This window comes from Venatorbacter sp. C2-1 (genome assembly GCF_022832715.1).
Lineage (GTDB): Bacteria > Pseudomonadota > Gammaproteobacteria > Pseudomonadales > Oceanobacteraceae > Venatoribacter > Venatoribacter alkanivorans.
Genome location: NZ_CP094879.1, coordinates 698,856 through 718,316 on the forward strand (window position 1 = coordinate 698,856; position 19,461 = coordinate 718,316).

General features: G+C 55.2%; 16 protein-coding genes. 9 read left to right on the top strand and 7 right to left on the bottom strand.

The window, feature by feature from the left end:
* Positions 1–50 precede the first annotated feature (50 nt).
* Positions 51–1,115, top strand: a complete 1,065-nt coding sequence (gene fba, locus MT343_RS03075) for a class II fructose-bisphosphate aldolase (protein WP_145469937.1) — start codon at positions 51–53, stop codon at positions 1,113–1,115.
* Positions 1,116–1,279: 164 nt separating this feature from the next.
* Here fba and MT343_RS03080 read toward each other — a convergent pair whose 3' ends face one another.
* On the bottom strand, positions 1,280–1,648 hold the full coding sequence (locus MT343_RS03080) for a hypothetical protein (protein WP_145469936.1): 369 nt from the start codon (positions 1,646–1,648) through the stop codon (positions 1,280–1,282).
* 432 nt (positions 1,649–2,080) lie between these two features.
* Between MT343_RS03080 and MT343_RS03085 the strand changes: the two genes are divergently transcribed.
* The 4 genes from MT343_RS03085 (at position 2,081) to MT343_RS03100 (ending at position 6,746) form a co-directional block, all read left to right on the top strand.
* The gene (locus MT343_RS03085; RefSeq protein WP_145469935.1) at positions 2,081–3,112 is read left to right on the top strand and encodes a phospholipase; all 1,032 of its coding nucleotides are present in this window, start codon (positions 2,081–2,083) and stop codon (positions 3,110–3,112) included.
* 383 nt (positions 3,113–3,495) lie between these two features.
* Positions 3,496–4,527, top strand: a complete 1,032-nt coding sequence (locus tag MT343_RS03090) for a phospholipase (protein WP_145469934.1) — start codon at positions 3,496–3,498, stop codon at positions 4,525–4,527.
* A 234-nt stretch (positions 4,528–4,761) separates the two neighbouring features.
* Positions 4,762–6,102 carry a peptidylprolyl isomerase gene (locus tag MT343_RS03095; RefSeq protein WP_145469933.1) on the top strand — a complete coding sequence of 447 codons (1,341 nt, stop codon included), beginning with the start codon at positions 4,762–4,764 and terminating at the stop codon, positions 6,100–6,102.
* 8 nt (positions 6,103–6,110) lie between these two features.
* A complete protein-coding gene (locus MT343_RS03100; RefSeq protein WP_145469932.1) occupies positions 6,111–6,746 on the top strand; it encodes a hypothetical protein in 636 nt (211 codons plus the stop codon).
* 159 nt (positions 6,747–6,905) lie between these two features.
* On the opposite strand, the gene MT343_RS03105 is transcribed toward MT343_RS03100, so the two are convergent.
* Complete coding sequence (locus MT343_RS03105) at positions 6,906–8,519, bottom strand: methyl-accepting chemotaxis protein (protein ID WP_145469931.1); 1,614 nt, start codon at positions 8,517–8,519, stop codon at positions 6,906–6,908.
* 332 nt (positions 8,520–8,851) lie between these two features.
* Positions 8,852–9,493, bottom strand: coding sequence for an NAD(P)-dependent oxidoreductase (locus MT343_RS03110; protein WP_145469930.1), 642 nt, complete (start codon positions 9,491–9,493; stop codon positions 8,852–8,854).
* Between the two features lie 130 nt (positions 9,494–9,623).
* Here MT343_RS03110 and MT343_RS03115 point away from each other — a divergent pair, with 130 nt between their 5' ends.
* Both MT343_RS03115 and MT343_RS03120 read left to right on the top strand, forming a co-directional pair.
* Positions 9,624–10,514: a LysR family transcriptional regulator gene (locus MT343_RS03115; RefSeq protein ID WP_145469929.1), complete on the top strand. Its 891-nt coding sequence runs from the start codon at positions 9,624–9,626 to the stop codon at positions 10,512–10,514.
* 166 nt (positions 10,515–10,680) lie between these two features.
* Positions 10,681–12,054 (top strand): class II fumarate hydratase, encoded by a 1,374-nt coding sequence (locus MT343_RS03120; protein WP_145469928.1) that lies wholly within the window; start codon positions 10,681–10,683, stop codon positions 12,052–12,054.
* Positions 12,055–12,112: 58 nt separating this feature from the next.
* Here the strand turns inward: MT343_RS03120 and astB are convergent, their stop codons facing one another.
* The 4 genes from astB to MT343_RS03140 are packed head-to-tail and all read right to left on the bottom strand — an operon-like array spanning position 12,113 to position 17,260.
* A complete protein-coding gene (gene astB, locus MT343_RS03125; protein ID WP_243989458.1) occupies positions 12,113–13,534 on the bottom strand; it encodes an N-succinylarginine dihydrolase in 1,422 nt (473 codons plus the stop codon).
* Positions 13,531–14,973 (bottom strand): succinylglutamate-semialdehyde dehydrogenase, encoded by a 1,443-nt coding sequence (gene astD / locus MT343_RS03130; protein ID WP_222428586.1) that lies wholly within the window; start codon positions 14,971–14,973, stop codon positions 13,531–13,533. Before astD ends, astB begins: the two co-directional genes overlap by 4 nt.
* Positions 14,970–16,016 (bottom strand): arginine N-succinyltransferase, encoded by a 1,047-nt coding sequence (locus tag MT343_RS03135; RefSeq protein WP_145469926.1) that lies wholly within the window; start codon positions 16,014–16,016, stop codon positions 14,970–14,972. The genes astD and MT343_RS03135 overlap by 4 nt, the downstream gene beginning before the upstream one ends.
* On the bottom strand, positions 16,010–17,260 hold the full coding sequence (locus tag MT343_RS03140; RefSeq protein WP_186435980.1) for a hydrolase: 1,251 nt from the start codon (positions 17,258–17,260) through the stop codon (positions 16,010–16,012). Before MT343_RS03140 ends, MT343_RS03135 begins: the two co-directional genes overlap by 7 nt.
* Before the next feature lie 159 nt (positions 17,261–17,419).
* On the opposite strand from MT343_RS03140, the gene MT343_RS03145 reads away from it, so the two are divergent.
* Positions 17,420–18,793, top strand: coding sequence for an aminotransferase family protein (locus tag MT343_RS03145; RefSeq protein WP_145469924.1), 1,374 nt, complete (start codon positions 17,420–17,422; stop codon positions 18,791–18,793).
* Positions 18,794–18,929: 136 nt separating this feature from the next.
* Positions 18,930–19,460, top strand: a complete 531-nt coding sequence (locus MT343_RS03150) for a BLUF domain-containing protein (protein ID WP_145469923.1) — start codon at positions 18,930–18,932, stop codon at positions 19,458–19,460.
* Position 19,461 lies beyond the last annotated feature (1 nt).

Here is a 19,461-nt window from a genome sequence, read left to right on the forward strand (position 1 = left end):
AAGCCGTTAGAATAGCGGCCAGCCAATTTTCACAGTTAAGGTATTTTGACATGGCATTAATCAGCATGCGTCAGATGCTGGATCACGCCGCCGAATTCGGCTACGGCGTACCGGCATTTAATGTGAACAACCTGGAACAGATGCGCGCCATTATGGAAGCCGCCGACAAGACCGACTCTCCGGTGATTGTTCAGGCGTCTGCCGGTGCCCGCAAATACGCAGGCGCTCCTTTCCTGCGTCACCTGATTCTGGCCGCGATTGAAGAGTTTCCGCACATTCCTGTGTGTATGCATCAGGATCACGGTACCTCTCCGGACGTGTGTCAGCGTTCTATCCAGCTGGGCTTCAGCTCAGTGATGATGGACGGTTCTCTGGGTGAAGACGGTAAAACCCCGACTTCTTACGAATACAACGTTGACGTGACCAAGCGCACCGTCGATATGGCGCACGCCTGTGGTGTATCGGTAGAAGGCGAGCTGGGTTGTCTGGGTTCTCTGGAAACCGGTATGGCCGGTGAAGAAGACGGCATCGGTGCCGAAGGCGTACTGGATCACAGCCAGATGCTGACCGATCCGGAAGAAGCCGCTGACTTTGTGAAGCGTACCCAGGTCGATGCTCTGGCAATTGCCATCGGTACCAGCCACGGCGCCTACAAGTTCACCAAGCCACCAACAGGGGATATCCTGGCGATTGACCGCATCAAGGAAATCCACAAGCGTATTCCGAATACTCACCTGGTTATGCACGGTTCTTCTTCTGTGCCGCAGGAGTGGCTGGCGATCATCAACCAGTACGGTGGCGACATTAAAGAAACCTACGGTGTACCGGTTGAAGAAATCGTGGAAGGCATCAAGTACGGTGTGCGTAAAGTAAACATCGATACCGATCTGCGTCTGGCCTCTACCGGTGCTATGCGCCGCATGATGGCTGAGCATCCGAGTGAGTTCGATCCGCGTAAATTCTTCGCTCAGACTGTGACCGCAATGCGCGATATCTGTATCGCCCGTTACGAAGCCTTCGGTACTGCTGGTAATGCTTCCAAGATCAAACCGATCTCTCTGGACAACATGTTCCAGCGTTACGCCAGTGGCGAGCTGAACGCCAAGGTAAACTAAGCGTTTAACGCGTTTAGTTACCGGCTTAATAAAAAAACCCGCGCAAGCGGGTTTTTTTATGTCCGCCGTCCGTGGCGGCCACCCTTCGGGCCGCGCGGCAGCGCGTTAAGCGTCGTTCCCGACTAGCGCTTTGCTAGGCTGAATATTTACATTCGTAGTCCAGATCACATCCACTGGTTCACGTCATTGCATTTAGCGGTATTTTTAAACTGCTTGCTCAGCGTTGTCTGATAGGCCTCACCAGCACACTGGCCAACCTGTGTTCCCCAGTAAGAGCCATCGGCCGGTTGCTGAAATACCTGTGGGAACTGCGCTGAAAACTGCTGCAGACACTGACGGGTGGTTTGTGTCGCCGTTTCCATACACTGCGCTTCGCTGATATCAAAACACTGACGGAAGAACTGTTGCGGCTGGCAAAACGCATTGGGCAGTGCTGTGGTCATGGCGTTGGTCCATTCATCGCGGCCAACCTCAAAGGCACTGCTGAACGAGCTCAGCGCGGTCAGAAAGATAAAACTTAGGGGTAATTTCATAGTGGCATCCTGCAGGTAATTGGCTGGCGTTCTGTCTTTGGGGCTGTGAATTCGGGGCGGTAAAGCAACAGGCACATCGTACCGGGAATACTATCAGCATGAGGAAACTATAGAAATTCCATCGCTGGGTATTGATTCACTTGTCATTTTACATCGGTAGCGGTTGTTTATTGGTGGTGGGGAGGAATCTGTACGACCGTTTTAAAAGTGGTAAATCAGGAAAAACTGAGCACCGATTAAGACAAAAGTACAAAAAAACTGTCTCCATTTGTGCCAAAAACTACTTGGTATATTGCTTGGTAGGAAATTGCTTGTTTATGGTTCGGCCGCTGTTCAGGCGAAGCCTGTTTGTCATCTGCTGCGCTCATCCTGAGTCAGGAGACAGATATGCCTGAGCGGCTTAACAATAATCATCATAAATGAGGAAGAATCATGAAACCGGTTTTACTGACCACCCTGGGGGTGGCTCTGTTGGGTTCGTCGCTGAATGCTGCGGCCTTCTCCCAGCCAACCCATAAGCGCATTGTGCAGGACGCCGTCAGCTATATGGCAGCTCATGCGGATACTACGGAATACAACAAGCTGGCGGCGGCGGCTCAGGCTGCGGGTTACACCATGGCGCAGTTTGCGGAAGTGCTGGGTCAGGGCGCCTACGATGTCGATGACTTTGCCGATACGTTTATCTGTGGCGCCGTGAGTGGTGACTGTGTTGAGGCGCCGGTCTGGGGGGCGGGTTCATCCATCGCCAAGTACACCTCCTACTGGCACTTTCAGAACCACACCCGTGGTGCAGATGCCCATGGCAACGATCTGGGTGGCTATAACTACGATCTGCTGACCGTATGGGGCGATGTCGACAATATGGCCGCAACCTGGCTGAAAGGCGATCATCTGGATGATGGTCCGGGCGGCATGACCGGCTGGTGCTACTGGTGGAGCTGTAACGAAGATTCTGAATACAACACCTATGGTGTAACCGAAGCGAATTACCGTCAGGGCAGCAGCTCCAGCAAGAGCATGTACGAAGATTTCGAAACCATGCCATTCCAGCCGATCGATAACCTGGGTCAGCACTGGTACAACGAATTCTGGAATCAGCCAACGGTGCAGACGCTGGGTTTTGTGCTGCACACTACCGATCTGCTGCAGCCACATCATACCTGGACAACCTCCAGCCTGAATCATGCCGGCTGGGAAACCTGGGTGGAAGATAATTACAGTGCTCTGCAACTGAATAATGATGCACTTGTCAGTGCCGCGCTGAACAGCTTCACACCGGTTGCTGCCGGACAGCATGATATTCGTGCCTTACTCACTCAGGGTGGAGCTGTTTCTTATGGTCAGGGTGGTATTGTGCTGAGCAGTACAGCCGATGCTGACCGTGAGCAAATTGCAGAAATTGTTATCCCGCATGCGATTGCGATGACAGTGCATATTCTGAATCACGCAGCTAACCGTTTCTGAGGCGTTAATTATTTCCGCAAGCCGGGTAATCCTGTGATTATCCGGTTTTTTTTGCCTTTAAATAAGGTCAGACCAATCACCATAATATCGCTCTAATTAATATTTTAATTATTAGTGATGGTCCAAAAAAGTCGCCGTATTCACCGTTTGGGACAGTTTAAAATTAATCTGTGCTTATTCAGGCCAAGTGCCTGCCGGCGTATTGTCGGCGACCATTCTCAGTTATTAGTCTTAGCTGCATCACGGTCGTCGTGACGGTTTTAAAAAAATAAAAACACACTCGTTATTCATTGTTCTGACTCAGAGTCGTCACCGCAGCGCAACGCGGTATTCACAATGCTGTGCGAGTTTAGTAAGACCAAAAACACACAGGCGAATCCACTATGAAACACACTCTGGCCCTTTCTGTCAGCGCAGCCCTGACCATCGGCGCAATGAATGCTGAAGCATTTACCCAGCCGACCCATAAACGCATTGTTAAAGATGCTATCAGTTACATGGCGGCGCATCCGGATACCACCGAATACAACAAGCTGGCTGCCGCAGCACAGGCTGCCGGTTACAGCATGGAACAGTTTGCTGAAGTTCTGGGGCAGGGTGCCTACGATGTGGATGATTTTGCTGACACCTTTATCTGTGGTGCGGTAACCGGTGATTGTGTTGAAGCTCCGGTATGGGGCGCAGGTGCCTCTATCGTGAAATACACCTCTTACTGGCACTTCCAGAACCACACCCGCGGTGGTGATGCTCATGGTAATGACCTGGGTGGTTATAACTACGATCTGCTGACCGTCTGGGGTGCTGTGGATAATCTGGCCGCGACCTGGCTGGTGGGCGATCACCTGGATGACGGCAAAGGCGGTATGACCGGCTGGTGCTTCTTCTGGTCCTGCTCTGAAGATTCTGAATACAACAGCTACGGTATTACCGAAGCCAACTACCGTCAGGGCAGCAGTTCCAATAAAGGCATGTATGCCGACTTCGAAAAAATCCCGTTCCAGCCGATCGATAACCTCGGCCAGCACTGGTACAACGAATTCTGGAAAAACCCAACGGCACAGATGCTGGGCTTTACCCTGCACACAACTGACCTGCTGCAGCCGCACCACACCTGGACCACATCTGACCTGAACCACTCCGGTTGGGAAGGCTGGGTAGAAGACAACTACACAGCACTGGATCTGAATAATGATGCGCTGGTGACCTCAGCGATGAATGATTTCACTCCGGTTCCGGCTAACCAGAAAGATATTCGTCCTCTGCTGACTCAGGGTGGTGCGATCTCTTACAGCCAGGGCGGTATTGTACTGAGCAGCACCTCTTCGGCAGACCGCACTCAGGTTGCCAAGGTTGTGATTCCACATGCCATCGCCATGACCGTGCATGTACTGAACCACGCTGCGAATCGTTTTTAAAGGATAGCGGCAGCGACGCCTGATCAGGGTGTTGCTGTCCAAGGTCACAAAGGCTGCTCAGGCATGGATTGTCAGAGCAGTCGTTGTGAAGGCCCCACTCTGAAATTTTGTTTCAGGTGTTTGCAGGATGATTTGCGTGAGGATCATCCTGCTTTTTTTTGCCCGGAAAAAGACTTTGTCATTCATACCGGTCATTATTCCAGTTAACACCGCCACCGGATCTATAACGAAGCCATGAAAAAATACGCCGTATTCTTTGCCGTTATGCTGTCTTTTCTGTTGCCTGCCCAGGCCTTGGCAGGCATTCAGTACAGTCTGGAAGATGAAGAGCAGATTGCCCGTGTCGGAGATCTGACCCTGAGCCGTACCCTGCTGGATATTTTTCTGCATAAACAGCAGAAAGCCGCGCAGGCCAGCGGTAAAACCCTGACCCTGCAAACCATTCTGCAACAGTTACTCGACGACGCCTTAATGGCGGAATACGCCCGCACGCATCTGACAGCCGGGCAGCTGAATCCGGAAAACCGCGTGGCTTTTGCTGCTGCCGTTGAGCGTCATAACCGTCTGGTTGCTTTATTGCGTGGCTATTTCAATGAGCAGATTGTCGCCAGTGTGAACGCCTTGCCGGGGAAAAATTTTTCCAGTCTGGTGCAGTGGAATCCTGAACTGAATGTGGAACGCCTGAATGCGCTGATTAAATTACAGCCAGGGCTGACCATTGATCTGACCCCGGAACAGAAAACCGCAGCTGCAGATTTTGCCGTGCTGAATACGGAACTGGCAGAAGGTGGCAAAGTCAGTCTGCTGGATATTTATCAGCGTCAGAATGTGCAGGGCCGTCTGGCGCTGCAGAGTGGTAATCTCGATTATTTACAGCAGCAGACACGGTTATATGTCGGTGGTCTGTATGTTCTGAACCGAGCGAAAAAGCAGCTCAGTGAGGCAGACTGGCAGGCGCTGCAACAGGTGATTCTGAATCAGGAACAGCGTCAGCGCTTACTGGCCAGCATGGGTATTAATATGGATATTCATGATGATAATCCGGCCCTGCGAGCACGTGCGGCCAGAATTACCGAGGCCGAATTGCAGGCTGGTTATAACGAGCATAAAGACGATTTTCGCGTGGTCGAGCGTGCCAAAGTGCGGCATATCCGCGTGGCTGATCAGGCGCAGGCAGATGCCATCGTCGCCGAAATCCGCGGCGGTTTATCTTTTGCTGATGCAGTAAAGCGCTATTCCATTGCCGCTGATAAAGATAAAGGCGGCGAGCTGGGCTGGCTTAAACGCGGTGAAAAAGACCGCACCTGGCTGCACTCGGTGGCCTTTGTGCAACCTGCCGGGCAAGTGTCACCTGCATTCCGCAGTCCGCAGAACGAAGGCGATGTTGTGTACGAAATTCTCTGGGTGGATGAGCGGGTGGATGGTTATTTACCGCTGAGTGATGAAGGCGTGCGGTATGAGCTTTCGCATGAACTGGCGCGGGCAGCCTTACAGCGGGAGCTGCAGGCGCTGCAGAAAAAATTGCGCAACGATGCCGATATTCACCTTAATCGTCGTCTGCAACCACAGAGCTGAAACCACCGATGAAGGCCAAAATCATAACCCTATTGCTGCTGGGAACAGGTGCTGGTCTGATTGCGGCTTTATTGTGGCTGCGTCAGGTGGATGTACTGGTGGGTGAGAACAGTGCTTCGCCGCAGACAGAGGAGCCAGCTTACACACCAACCGTTGTTCCACCACGGCAGGCACCGGCTGCACCGGATTCTGCCAGTGCAAAAAATGCAGACAACGCCATCCATGATCTGGATAACAGCGAGCTGGATGCCTGGCTGCCACGGCTGAACAGTGATGCCATTGCCAGTATGCAGGCTGCGCGTATTAACGGTGATCCGCGTGCGCCGAAACTGTCACCTTCGCGCCCGCGGGAAATGCCGACGGCCGAAGAACTGGCCGATGAAGAGCAGTACCTGGCTTACGAGCAGCGTCAGGAAAAGCGTATGTTCCGCGCCTTTGTTGAGGCCAGCAAACAGAAAACCGCCCTGATTCAGCAGTATATTGATCAGGCTGAGGCTGGCGGTATCAGTGAAGAAGAAGTCGCTTTTGCGCGGGAAAAAATCCGCAAAATTGAAGAAATGGCCCTCAAACTGCAGCAAGAACATCCGGACATTATGCAGGACACCTTTAAACCAGAAGATAACTGGTTGCCGGCGGCTGATTAACGCAGCAGCTTTTAGTAACAAAACAGGAAAGAGGCAAGAGACGCAGAAAAAACGGAACAAAGGCGCTGCCAGCCGGGCTGAACAGCACCTTTGCCAAAGAGTGGACTTGTCAGACTATCTGACCCATTTTGTCGTAGCAATACGAAATTAAGATTAGAATCAGTCCACATTAAACACTAACAGTGCCTGTCGCTGTTGTTCTGCCAGGCCAGCCAGTTCATGACTGAGCTGCTTCGTCTCGCTGGCTTTTTCTTCGGTACGGCGCGACTGCTCTGTCACCTCTGTACCGCGGCTCTGAATACTCTGACTTAACTCCAACTGTTCACCGCTGAGGCGCGATACGCTCTCGCTGGTGTGGCGCATGGCTTCGACCGATTGCTGAATAGCATTCAGGGCCGTCCCGGCATGCTGCGCATGATTCACCATATCTTCACTCAGACGGTTTACGGCATTCAGCCCGCTGGCCGTGTTGTTAGCGCCCTGTTGCAGGTCGTCTACCAGTTGCTGAATCTCGCGGGTAGAGGCCGAGGTGCGGCTGGCCAGCGTGCGTACTTCATCGGCGACCACGGCAAAACCACGCCCCTGTTCACCGGCACGGGCCGCCTCAATCGCGGCGTTCAGCGCCAGCAGATTGGTCTGCTCAGCAATGCTGTTGATCACATCCAGCACGCTGCCAATATTTTCCGAATGACGACGCAGGGACTCGGCGTTATCAGCGGCCTGCCGTATCTGTTCGCTGGAGCGGCCAATAGTGCTGACCAGCTGCTGTACCGTATTGCTGCCTTCGTCAACTCTGGACGCGGCTTCCAGCGTGGCCTGTTCCGCGCTTTGCGCGACATTGCGTACTTCTTCGGCTGCTGCCGCCACCCGTGCGATCTGCTGACCATTGATGGCGGCTTCCTGTGTCTGCTGCTGCGCAACCTCGCCGGTTTCCTGCGCCAGCTGCAGCAGGGTTCCGGCAGCACGGCTTAGGTGCTGACCGTTGCTGTGCATACCACCCAGGGTTGATGCCATAGTGCTCAGCATTTTATCGAAGGCGGCGGCCAGTTCGCCCAGCTCGTCTTGGCTGTTAATGCCGGTGCGGCGGCTCAGGTCTTTACTCTGTTCGATACCAATCACATGGTTACGGATGGTCCGTAACGGATTAAGAATGCGGCGGTAACCAAACCAGCCCAGTGCCAGCATTGCGCTGATGGTTACCACTGCCATCAGCGCAATGGTGCGGATGGTGGCGCGGGTGTCGCTCAGCGCCTGTTGCTGTCCTGCTGCGGCCAGCCCGCTTTGCAGGCTGATCAGTTGATCGGTCAGCTGCAGCATGGGCGCCAGTTGTGGGTACATATCCATATCGATATAACCCCCCATACTGTACGACTCGCGTTCGGCCACAAACTGCTGCAGCCGGGTAATCACCGCCAGTGCTTTGTCGTAAGCACCGGCTTGCTGGTTGATGGCTTCCTGTTCGGTATTGGTCAGGCCGCTGGCCAGATATTGCTGCCAGTTGTTTTCAATCTGCTCACGTGCCTGCTGCAGCCGCTGGCCTGCGTCATCCCATAACAGCATCTGTGCCCGGCTCTGATGAGCAACATCCACCACATTAGCGGCATAAGCGCGGCTGATACCACTTAACAGCCAGACCGGCTGCATACGTTGTTCAAATAAACGGGTGGCGTTATTCACCACCACTGGCATCTGCATCCAGACGTAAAAAAACATAATACTGGCCAGCAAAGCCGGCAGTGCAGCCATCAGAATCAAACGGTGGCGGATTCGCATGTAGGTACCCGTATTTAAAAGAGTTCAGAAAGTCTGAGGAAAGAATAGAGGTTACGGATGCAGCTTTTAGGCGGGAAATATGAAGGTTTTATGACAATCGGCAGTGCGGCTACAAAGGCGTAACAAGTTTCCTGTTTTTTTATCGCGGCTGTTACCGGAGGTTACCGGGCACAACCTGTGGTTACGCAAAGTTGTTGATAAAGGCCAGCGAAAATAAATGAAAATTAAAGCTGGTTATGGGGTGTTTTTTACGGATTTTTTTCAGACAAACCGCAGGTAATTAATGGAAAAATAAAAGGAGGCCAAGCCTCCTTTTATTTCGGTAATTATTCTCAGTAAGCAACACCAATCCGCTGTTTGGGATGAGCATTATTTTCGGCTTCATCAATCATTGCCACGGCATAATCCTGTACTGAAATACGGCTGTTACCTTCAGCATCGCTGACCAGGCTGTCACCGCCGGTGCGGTAGTTGCCGCTGCGCTCACCGGGGAAAATTTCTGCCGCCGGGCTGATAAAGGTCCAGTTCACGGCGCTGTGGCTGTTGCGGAATACCGCCAGCGCTTCACCCTGAGCTGTAGCTTCATCTTTATACGCTTGTGGGAATTCCGGCAGCGATAACAGAGTGACGCCCGGCGCAACTTCCAGACTGCCGGCACCGCCGACCCAGAGCAGACGATTAACCCCGGCTGCCGGTAATTCATTGAGCAGGCGCTGAGCTGACGCCGCAACAATCTCATGGTTACCGGCGGCACGGCCGCCGATGCTGGCGATGACCAGATCGGCACCGGCAACAGCCGCAGCGATGCTGGCGCTGTCGCCGGCTGTCAGGTCGAGGCTGCGTTTTTCCACCGCGCTGGCCGCGATCTTGTCGCTGTCACGGGCAATGGCGATGACGTCGTGGCCGCGGCTTTGTGCCTCTGCTACCAGAGTTGAACCAATCCAGCCGGTCGCACCAATAATGGCAAGTTTCATAATCTGTCCTCTTGTGTTTGAAAGTGGTTATCTGTGTTTGAATGCGACCAGTCTATTGGTTCGGTGTGTGGCGATAAATATTCGTATATGATCGTGTTTGTATCTGATACTGATCAAATAAGGGGCGGCTGTGGATAAACTCAATGCCATGCGCAGTTTTGTTGAAGTCGCCGCCTGCGGCAGTTTTACCGCAGCGGCTGAGCAGCTTGGCCAGAGCCGGCTGCGTGTCAGCCGCGATGTACAGGAGCTGGAAGACTGGCTGCAACTGCGCCTGCTGCACCGCACCACGCGCAGGGTCAGTCTGACTGGTGCCGGCGAAGAAGCCTTGCGTTACTGCGAGCGCATTCTCAGCGAAGCCGCCGAACTGGAGAGCCGCGCGCGCCTGCATACGGCCGAGCTGGTGGGCGATATCCGCATAGCCAGCCCGATTGGTCTGGGTCAGAACCTGCTGCTTGATCTGATCGAACGCTTCAGCGCCCAGCATCCGCAGGTGCGTTTTCACCTGTTGCTGTCGGATAAAAATGCCCAGCTGGTGGACGAGCGGGTCGATATTGCCCTGCGTTACACGGTACAGCCGGATGACAGCCTGATTGCCCGGCGGCTGATGGCGGTGGATTCCATGCTCTGTGCCAGCCCGGACTATCTGGCCCGTTACGGCAAGCCGGTAACACCGGCGGATCTGGCCAGCCACAACTGTCTGATTCATCTGGTGCAGCAGCGCTGGCAGTTTCTGCATAACGGTCAGCTGCTGGAGCAGGAGGTGAACGGCAGCCTGTTCGCCAATGATATGGGCGTGCTGGTGCGTGCCGCCTGCAAGGGTATGGGCATTGCCCGGCTGCCCTGTGATCTCGGCAATCCGTTGCTGGTCAGTGGGGCATTAGAACCGTTGCTGGAAGATTATCCGCTGCCGCAACATGCCTTGTGGGCGGTGTATTTATCGCGCAGTTATCAGCAGCCGGTTATCCGTGCCTTTATTGATTTTGCCGCAGAGCATTGGCAACAGGATGTGCTGCGGCCCTGATTGTTTTGTGGGGCTGATTGTGCTGTGGGACTGATTGTTCTGTGGGTATGGCAACGCGGCTCAGCGTTATTCTTATCGGGCTGATAACCAATCAGTATTGGCCGAACAGGCTCTGCTTCTTTATGGTCAAAGGATACAGACCGTATTAATGACAGAGGAATACAGCATGAGTGACTTCCGCAGCGAACGCGACAGCATGGGCGAGTTACAGGTACCGGCTGATGCTCTCTACGGTGCCCAGACCCAGCGGGCGATCAATAATTTTCCGGTCAGTGGTCAGACTCTGCCCGAGCCATTTATCCGTGCACTGTTACTGGTAAAAGCCGCCGCTGCGCGCGCCAACAGTAAGCTGGGCGAACTGGATCAGGATATCGCCGTCGCCATTGAACAGGCGGTGCAGTCGTTGCTGCAGAGTCCTGACATGATGCAGCACTTTCCGCTGGACGTATTTCAGACCGGTTCCGGCACCAGCTCCAATATGAATGCCAACGAAGTGCTGGCCACGCTGGCTGCACGCACTCTGCAGAAAACGGTCAGTCCGAACGATCACGTTAATGCCGGACAGAGCAGTAACGACAGCATTCCCTCGGCGATTCATATCAGTGCCGCTTTATTGTTGCAGCAGCAATTATTACCGGCGCTGGAGCATCTGCAGCAAAGTATCGAACGCAAAGCCGTGAGTCTTGCGCATATTGTTAAAACCGGTCGCACCCATTTAATGGATGCCATGCCGTTGCGTATGGATCAGAGCCTGAACAGCTGGGCTACACAGATTGCGCAGAATATTCATGCCTTAAAAATGCAGCAGCCGGCGATTCAGTCACTGGCACAGGGCGGTACCGCCATCGGTACCGGGGTGAATGCCCATGCACAGTTTGCCGGTGCGTTCTGTGCCGAATTATCGGTATTAACCGGTACGATTTTTACTCCGGCAGAGAATCCCTTTACTCATATTGCGACCCAGGATATTGCCGTGGCCTTGTCGGGCCAGTTAAAAACCTGTGCGGTTTCATTAATGAAAGTCGCCAATGATTTACGCTGGATGAATTCCGGGCCATTAGCCGGATTGGGAGAAATTGAATTACCGGCACTGCAACCCGGCTCGTCTATTATGCCGGGCAAGGTAAACCCGGTGATTCCGGAAGCGGTGGCGATGGTCTGTGCGCAGGTAATCGGTAACGACAGCGCGATTACCATTGCCGGTCAGTCCGGTAATTTCGAGTTAAATGTCATGCTGCCGCTGGTGGCGCGTAATCTGTGTGAAAGTCTGAGCCTGCTGGCCAACGTCAGCCGTTTATTGGCTGATAACGCCATCAGCGGTTTTAAGGTAAATGAAGATAATCTGAATAAAGCGCTGGCACGCAATCCGATTCTGGTTACGGCGCTGAATCCGGTGATCGGTTATTTAAAAGCCGCTGAAATCGCCAAACAGGCGTATAAAGAAAACCGCCCGGTGATTGATGTGGCACTGGAACATACCGATTTAAGCCGGGAAGAGCTGGAGCGTCTGCTCGATCCGACATTGTTAACAGGTAAGTAATTATCCAGGGTTTTCATGCTGGCGCGACAGGTTGCGACCCCGTTTATTTGTCAGAGCTTTACGCTTGCTGAAAACCATAAAAACTTCCCAGTCCGAGCATCTGCGTCAGCTCGTCCAGAGCATTCTGTGATTCATCAAACAGGGCCGGGTCTGCCAGATCCGCAGGCACTAATTCGTCGCGGTAATGGCGTTTTACCCAATCCTGTAAGCTATTGATTTTTTCGTTGCTGAGCATAAAGGCCGGATTTACCGCCGCCCGTTCGCGGGCCGTTAATATCACCCGCAGACGTAAACAGGCCGGACCGCCACCGTTGCTCATGCTCTGGCGTACATCAACAAACTGCACCTGACGGATAGGCTGGCTGTGATCGGTCAGCAGTTCATTCAGATAGGTTTTTACGGCCTGATTATCGGCGCATTCTGAAGGGGCAATTAAACACATGTTGTTCATATCGGCGCTGCCGTCAGTGTTAATGGCGGCCAGCAGCTGGCTGTTAAATAAATAACTGCTGATGGCGTCACTGAGGCTGACTTTGCTGGCCGGTACGCACAGGCTTTGCAGTGGCAGCCACTGATTTAATTCACCGAAGGCGCGGTCGCGTGCTTTGTCTTCGTAAGCCTGCTCATGAAAAAACAGCAGCGGCCCATTCCCCACAGCCACTACATCGTTATGAAACGCACCGGCATTAATCGCATGACGGCTCTGTTGTAAAAAAACGGCATGGCGCAATCCGTGCTGGCGGGCGATGGCTTCGCAGGCTTCACGGCTTTGTCGTGCCGGAAACGTCAGGGCGGCGAGATCGGTATTGGTATCGCGGCCATAAACAAATAAGCCCACCCCGGGGCTCTGATAATCGGCACTCAGGCGGGTGTGGTTGGCCGCACCTTCGTCGGCAAAGCGGTGAATCGCCGGTAACGCCGGATGCACGGCAAAGCGTTCTTTATCAGGGAACATGGCATTTAAAGTAATGAAGGTCTGTTCATGTTCGATGGCGCGGTGGGCGGTGGTGAGCAGGTTGGCCGGGGTAAAGTGCACCCGGCCGTCGTTGCTGTCGGCGGACGGTGTGACGGTAGCAGCATTGGCGGCCCACATGGAGGAGGCGGAGTACACCATCGACAACAGCGCCGGAGCTTCTTTCGCAGCGCGGTTCAGCAGCTGGTGATCGCTGCCACTGAAGCCAAGGCGGCGCAGCACGCTCAGGTCGGGGCGCATCTGCGGTGGCATAAAGCCCTGTGGATAACCCATGTTCAGCAGCGTGCGCATTTTCTCCAGCCCCTGCAATGCCGCCTGTTTCGGACTGGAGCGGCTCAGGGCATTGCGGCTGGAGGCCAGATTACCGCTGGCAAGACCGCCGTAATGGTGAGTCGGGCCGATCAGCCCGTCAAAGTTAACTTCCTGTACGCTCTGTTGAGCCTGTTGTTCCTGTTGTTCCTGTTGTTCCTGTTGTTCCTGTTGTTCCTGGGCAGTCTGGGTGTTCATGGACGGAAACCTGTACCTGAAGGGGAAACGTAATCGTGGGTTAACGGGCCTGTGCTGATGGCCTGTGGCCAGGCGCAGTAATCGGCGGCATAGAAGGCGCTGGGGCGGTGGTTGCCACTGGCACCGATACCGCCGAACGGTAGCGCGCTGGAAGCTCCGGCGGTCGGTGCGTTGATGCTGATCACCCCGGCGCGGATCTGCGCGCGGAACTGTTGTTGCTGTTGTGGATCATCGCTGATTAAACCAGCGGCCAGACCAAAGCGGCTGTTGTTGGCCAGTCTGATGGCGTCGTCAAAACTGGTCGTGCGGTACAGCTGCAGCAGCGGGCCGAACCATTCTTCATCCGGCGCGGGCTGGGCGCCGGTCATATCGATCAGTCCCGGCGACAGTAAAAAACCGGCGCTGCCAATGGCGCTCATACTCAGTAATGTTTTACCGCCGAGGCTGATTAACTGTTGTTGCGCGGCCAGTAATTGCTGTTGTGCACGGGCGCTGATTAGCGGCCCGTAAAACGCCTGCTCATCACCTTGGGGTTGCAGAATCAGCCGCGCACAGAGTGCCTGCAGTGCCTGAACTATGGCGTCAGTTTGTGCTTCTGTCCCCGTCAGAATCAGGCGCCGGGCGCAGGTGCAGCGTTGTCCGGCGCTGATAAAGGCGCTGCGCACAATCAGCTCGGCGGCGTGTTGCGCATGCACGTTGCCATCGACAATTAACGGATTGTTGCCACCCATCTCCAGCGCCAGTAAGACTTCCGGACGGCCGCCAAACTGCTGGTGCAGCAGGCGCCCGGTATTGGAGGAGCCGGTAAACAGCAGGCCATCAATCGGCTGCTGCGCCAGAGCTTCGCCAACCTCACGCCCGCCCTGCAGCAGATTCAGTACGCCGGCCGGAAGACCGGCGTGCTGCCACAGTTCTGCGGTTTTTTCGGCGCATAACGGCGTCTCTTCGCTGGGTTTAAAGACCAGGGTATTGCCGGCCAGCAGCGCCGGAACAATATGGCCATTGGGCAGGTGGCCGGGAAAATTATAAGGGCCGAATACGGCCATGACGCCGTGGGCATGATGCTGCAGACCGGGCTGGTCGTTGCCGGTGCGCTGCTGATAGGCGCGGATGCTGATATCAACCTTGTTGATCATGGCGCTGACTTCGGTCAGGGCTTCCCAGTGCGGTTTGCCGGTTTCCTGGCTGATGGTGCCGGCCAAAGTCTCCTGCTGTTGCTGTAGCTGTGTGGCAAAGGCCTGCAGTATCTGCAGGCGCGACTCAAAACCCAGAGCGGCCCAGGCCGGTTGGGCGGCGCGGGCGGCGGCAACGGCAGCAGCAACCTGAGCGGCGCTGGCGCTGGCCTTACGCCAGACCGGTGTAGCGTCGGCCGGGTTTAAGGACTCAAACTCCGGGCCTTCGCCCGCAATCCACTGGCCATTGATTAACAGGCTCATCATGCCCCCAGTTGTTCCGGGATAAAGGCCAGTGGCTGGCCGGGTTGTACGCCCAGATGACCCAGAGCGCTGGCACTCAGTGCCAGCCGCTGCTGGCCGTTTTGTGCTATCAGTTGCGCTTCGGTACAGATCACGCGGAACTGCTGCCAGCTAGGGTTGGCGATGATCAGCAACTGGCTGTCATCGGCATCTTCATCGTCGGTGGTGTCGGCGCAGAGCGCACTGCTCAGCTGGCGGATAGCGCGCACGCTGCGGATATTGCTCAGCTCGGCCCGCATCAATGGCCCGGCGTCGAAGATATCCACCACCCGGTCGTAGCTGAAACCTTCCAGCTCCAGCAGTTGTTTGGCGCGCCGGCCGGCGTCGGCGGGCTTGCCGATAACGGCCTGAGCCGCTTCCGGCAGCAGGCTGGTATAGATCGGGTATTTGGGCATCAGCTCGGTAATAAACTGATTGGAGCCGATACCGCACAGGGTGTCGGCCTCATCGAATTCCATCTGAAAAAAGTGGCGGCCGATGGCATCCCAGAACGGGCTGTTGCCCTGTTCGTCGGTCCAGCCGCGCAGCTCGGCGATAACCGATTCGGCGAAGCGTCCGGCAAACAGCCCCATCAGCAGATAACGCGAGCGTGCCAGCCAGTGGCCGTTGCCACGGTAGGCGGGGTCAAGAAACAGTGCGCCGACTTCGGAGCAGTCGGTGTAGTCGTTGGTCAGGTGCAGCAGCTGGCTGCGGACCTGCTTATTCAGCGAGTGGGAATGGTGGGTCAGGCTCATCAGACGGTAGGCATAGAACGCCTGACGCGCACCGGTCATGGCGTGTACGCCGGCGGTGCCGACCACCTTGTTGTGGCGGCTGTCTTCCATCACCAGAAAGAAGAAGTCGTCGCGGTGTTTGTCCTGACGTTCGAAGCTGTCACAGGACAGCTGAATCCGGTCGAGCAGGGCGCCTTCGTCCTGCGGCAGAGAAGTCATACCTTCACCGGCTTTTTCTGCCAGCTCCAGCAGGTCGTGTACATCAGCGGCGATGGCCGGCCGGACAATCAGCATAAGGCGGGGTTCTCCTTGTCAGGGGTAGACAGCTTCCGTTGAATCAGCTTTTCGATAAAGACCACCGTCAGCGCCGCGCGTTCGGCAAAGCTGTCGGTGCAGGCGTATTCCTGTTCGGTATGAATATTGGCACCGCGCACCCCGAGGGTATCGATATTAGCGAGACCGGCGGCGGCGAGATTATTGCCTTCGCAGCAACCGCCGGTGGCGACCCAGCGGATATCCAGCCCCAGCTCAGCACCGCATTCATGCAGTAGGCTGAACAGCGCCTGCTGGCGTTCGTTCATCGGCTTGGGCGGGCGGTTAAAGTGGCCGTGCAGGGTCAGTTCGCAGCCACTGCTGGCCTGCACCTTGTGCACGATCTGCTGCATCTGTTGTTCAAGCACGGCCATCTGTGAGGCTTCATCCATGCGGACGTTAAAACGGCAGATGCACTGATCCGGTACCACATTCACCGCACCGCCACCGCTGATCTGGCCAATGTTGACGGTGATGCCCTGTTGCTGATCGCTGAGCTGTGCCAGCAGCCGTGCGGCGTCGGCAATGGCCAGCACGGCATTGCGGCCGGAAAAGAAATCGCGTCCGGCATGGGTGCTGTGGCCACGAGCGCTGAGGGTAAAGTTGCCGCTGCCTTTGCGCGCTCCGGCCAGCGTGCCGTCTTCCAGCGCCGGTTCGTAGGTCATACCGACATGGGCCTGCGTGGCCAGTTCGGCCAATACCGGCGCAGAGGAAGGTGAGCCGATTTCTTCGTCGGGGGAGATGGCGAGGGTAAAACCAAAATGTTCTTTTAATGGCGACTGCTGCAGCCAGTGCAGGGCTTCGGCCAGCATGACCAGTCCGCCTTTCATATCGGCGGTACCGGGGCCATGCAGGCGGTCAGCGCGGATTTCGCATTGGTTAAACGCGCTGTTGGCCGGAAAGACGGTGTCGCTGTGGCCGGTAAACAGAATCTGCAGCGCGGCGTCGGGGCGGGCGCGGAAAATCTGCATTGGTGCACAGGGGGATTCGAGCAGGCTGCCGTTATCGGCAATCTGGCTGAGGGGCGCCAGTTCACGGTATTCCACCGTATCGGATAGCGGCGCAAACAGCTGATGCAGGCCAGCCTGCACCTGGCGGATGCCGCTCAGATGCCGACTGCCGGAGTTGATTTCACATAACGCCCGCAGAGTATCAATCATACTGCCGGTACGGGCTTCCAGTGCGGCCAGCAGCGCCTGCCGCTCAGCATTGCCTGTGAGGGGCATATACGCCTCCTTCATTCGTCCTGTGACAGGTATAGCATTAACGCATCGGCAATGACCATTACCGCAATCCGTTTACTTTCTCAGAAGCGGATTACACTGAAAATACAGCCTGACCGGTTTGTCTGTTTTTATGCGCTTTAAAAATTAAAGGAGTGCCTTATGGACGATTCTGACCTGAAAAAGCTGATCGCTGAAGATGCGGACGTCATATTGCACCCGGCCTCATCCATCAGCGCATTGCTCAGCAATGGCCCGCAGATGATCTGCGCCGCCGATGGCTGCATGATTGAAGACGCGCAGGGGCGGCGATATCTGGATGCGGTGGGCGGACTCTGGTGTGTGAATGCGGGCTATGGCCGTGCCGAGCTGGCGCAGGCGATGAAAGAGGCCGCAGAAAAACTCAGCTATTACCACACCTTCAGCAATGCCTCGAACCCCTGGCAGGTGCAACTGGCGGAAAAACTGCTGAGTATCGCGCCGGCTGGCCTGGGCAAAGTATTTTTTGGCAGTGGCGGCAGCGATGCCAACGACACGCTGATTAAAATCGCCTGGCATTATCATGCGCTGCGCGGCCAGCATAAAAAAATTAAAGTCATCGCCCGTCAGCAGGCGTATCACGGTACCTCGGTCAGCACCGCCAGCCTGACAGGGCTGGGTGGTTTCCATAAAGAATTTCCGCTGCCGCTGGATTTTGTGTTGCGGGTCGAGTGTCCGCATTTTTACACCCGCGCTTTGCCCGGTGAAGACGAAGCGCAATTCTGTGAGCGTTTAATCGACGAAGTACGGCAGTTAATCAACACCACCGGGGCTGAGAATATCGCTGCCTTTTTTGCCGAGCCCATACATGCCGCCGGTGGCATTATCGAGCCGCCCGCCGGTTATTACCAAAAGCTTAAAGCGCTGCTGGCTGAGCACGATATTTTACTGGTTGCCGATGAAGTGGTGTGCGGTTATGGCCGGCTGGGCAGCTGGTTTGGTTCACCCCAGCTGGGGCTGGAGCCGGATATGATGGCCACGGCCAAAGGTCTGACCAGTGGCTATTTTCCGATGTCGGCGGCCTTTATTACCAATGATATCTGGCAGGTACTGAAACAGGGCTCGGAAAAGCTGGGTGCTTTTTCCCATGGCTATACCTACTCCGGCCATCCGGTCGGCGCGGCGGTAGCATTGGCGAATATTGAGTTGCTGGAGCGCGAAGGGTTGGTGGAGAAAGCGCGGGAAAACGGTGCTTATCTGCATCAGCGTTTACATGCGGTGTTAGACAGCAACCCTTATGTCGGTGAAATCCGCGGTCGTGGTTTACTCGCCGGGGTGCAGCTGGTGGCCGATAAAGCGCAGAAAATATTGCCGGATGCCGGTGAAAAATGGCCGCTTAAGGTCAGTAATGCCGTACGCGAACGGGGCGTGATTGTGCGGCCCTTGCCCAGCGTGGCAACCCTGGCAATCTCGCCGCCCTTAACCATTTCGCGCGAACAGATTGATACCCTGGTGATGGCCTTGCAGGAGGCTGTTAATGAGCAGCTGCCGGCTTAACAGCGAACGGATTAGGCCGGGTGAGGCTCCTTTTCCGGGTGATTAATTTCGCCTATAGCCTGTATCGGTAATTGTTATTGGTGCGGATCGGGAGGGATGAAGAAAATAGTCTGACATTTTTTTGTGGGACAGTTGTATGTTGATCCGACTTGTATATGCCAGCCACGCATCTTTCTCTGTTGGTAACGACCGGATTGATCCCCGTCTGGGGCGGATTCTGACGCAATCGCGCAGTAATAACGCGCGGCGCGAGATCGGAGGCGTTCTGTACCTTGGCGATGGCTTTTTTCTGCAGTGCCTGGAAGGGGAGGCTGATGCTGTTGATGCTTTGTATCAGTGTATCTGTGAAGACAGTCGTCATCATAATCAGGTTATTCTCAGCCGTAGCACTATTGAAAAGCGCTTATTCCGCAACTGGTCGATGAAATATATTCCGGCTGAAAAAAGTGTACGCACTTTCCTGCGCTCCCGTGGCTACGACTACTTCAATCCGTTTGAATTAAGTCAGGATGATCTTGATCTGTTGGTGCAGTTTTTCCATCAGCTGCAGGTTCGCAGCGGCAGTGACAGCGAGGATAAACAGACTCAACCGGGTTCAGCGCAACCTGTCTGGCGCCGCTGGTTACAACAGTTGTTTGGTTCTGCGGAACGTACGGCATCCCGCTGAG

What these genes read in the sequence shown, in the direction of transcription:
- MT343_RS03085 (WP_145469935.1), top strand. Translation starts at nt 2,081, where the DNA reads ATGAAACCGGTTTTACTGACCACCCTGGGGGTGGCTCTGTTGGGTTCG.
- MT343_RS03140 (WP_186435980.1), bottom strand. Translation starts at nt 17,260, where the DNA reads ATGCCCCTCACAGGCAATGCTGAGCGGCAGGCGCTGCTGGCCGCACTG.
- MT343_RS03095 (WP_145469933.1), top strand. Translation starts at nt 4,762, where the DNA reads ATGAAAAAATACGCCGTATTCTTTGCCGTTATGCTGTCTTTTCTGTTG.
- MT343_RS03120 (WP_145469928.1), top strand. Translation starts at nt 10,681, where the DNA reads ATGAGTGACTTCCGCAGCGAACGCGACAGCATGGGCGAGTTACAGGTA.
- astD (WP_222428586.1), bottom strand. Translation starts at nt 14,973, where the DNA reads ATGATGAGCCTGTTAATCAATGGCCAGTGGATTGCGGGCGAAGGCCCG.
- MT343_RS03105 (WP_145469931.1), bottom strand. Translation starts at nt 8,519, where the DNA reads ATGCGAATCCGCCACCGTTTGATTCTGATGGCTGCACTGCCGGCTTTG.
- MT343_RS03090 (WP_145469934.1), top strand. Translation starts at nt 3,496, where the DNA reads ATGAAACACACTCTGGCCCTTTCTGTCAGCGCAGCCCTGACCATCGGC.
- fba (WP_145469937.1), top strand. Translation starts at nt 51, where the DNA reads ATGGCATTAATCAGCATGCGTCAGATGCTGGATCACGCCGCCGAATTC.
- MT343_RS03150 (WP_145469923.1), top strand. Translation starts at nt 18,930, where the DNA reads ATGTTGATCCGACTTGTATATGCCAGCCACGCATCTTTCTCTGTTGGT.
- MT343_RS03100 (WP_145469932.1), top strand. Translation starts at nt 6,111, where the DNA reads ATGAAGGCCAAAATCATAACCCTATTGCTGCTGGGAACAGGTGCTGGT.
- MT343_RS03145 (WP_145469924.1), top strand. Translation starts at nt 17,420, where the DNA reads ATGGACGATTCTGACCTGAAAAAGCTGATCGCTGAAGATGCGGACGTC.
- MT343_RS03110 (WP_145469930.1), bottom strand. Translation starts at nt 9,493, where the DNA reads ATGAAACTTGCCATTATTGGTGCGACCGGCTGGATTGGTTCAACTCTG.
- astB (WP_243989458.1), bottom strand. Translation starts at nt 13,534, where the DNA reads ATGAACACCCAGACTGCCCAGGAACAACAGGAACAACAGGAACAACAG.
- MT343_RS03080 (WP_145469936.1), bottom strand. Translation starts at nt 1,648, where the DNA reads ATGAAATTACCCCTAAGTTTTATCTTTCTGACCGCGCTGAGCTCGTTC.
- MT343_RS03135 (WP_145469926.1), bottom strand. Translation starts at nt 16,016, where the DNA reads ATGCTGATTGTCCGGCCGGCCATCGCCGCTGATGTACACGACCTGCTG.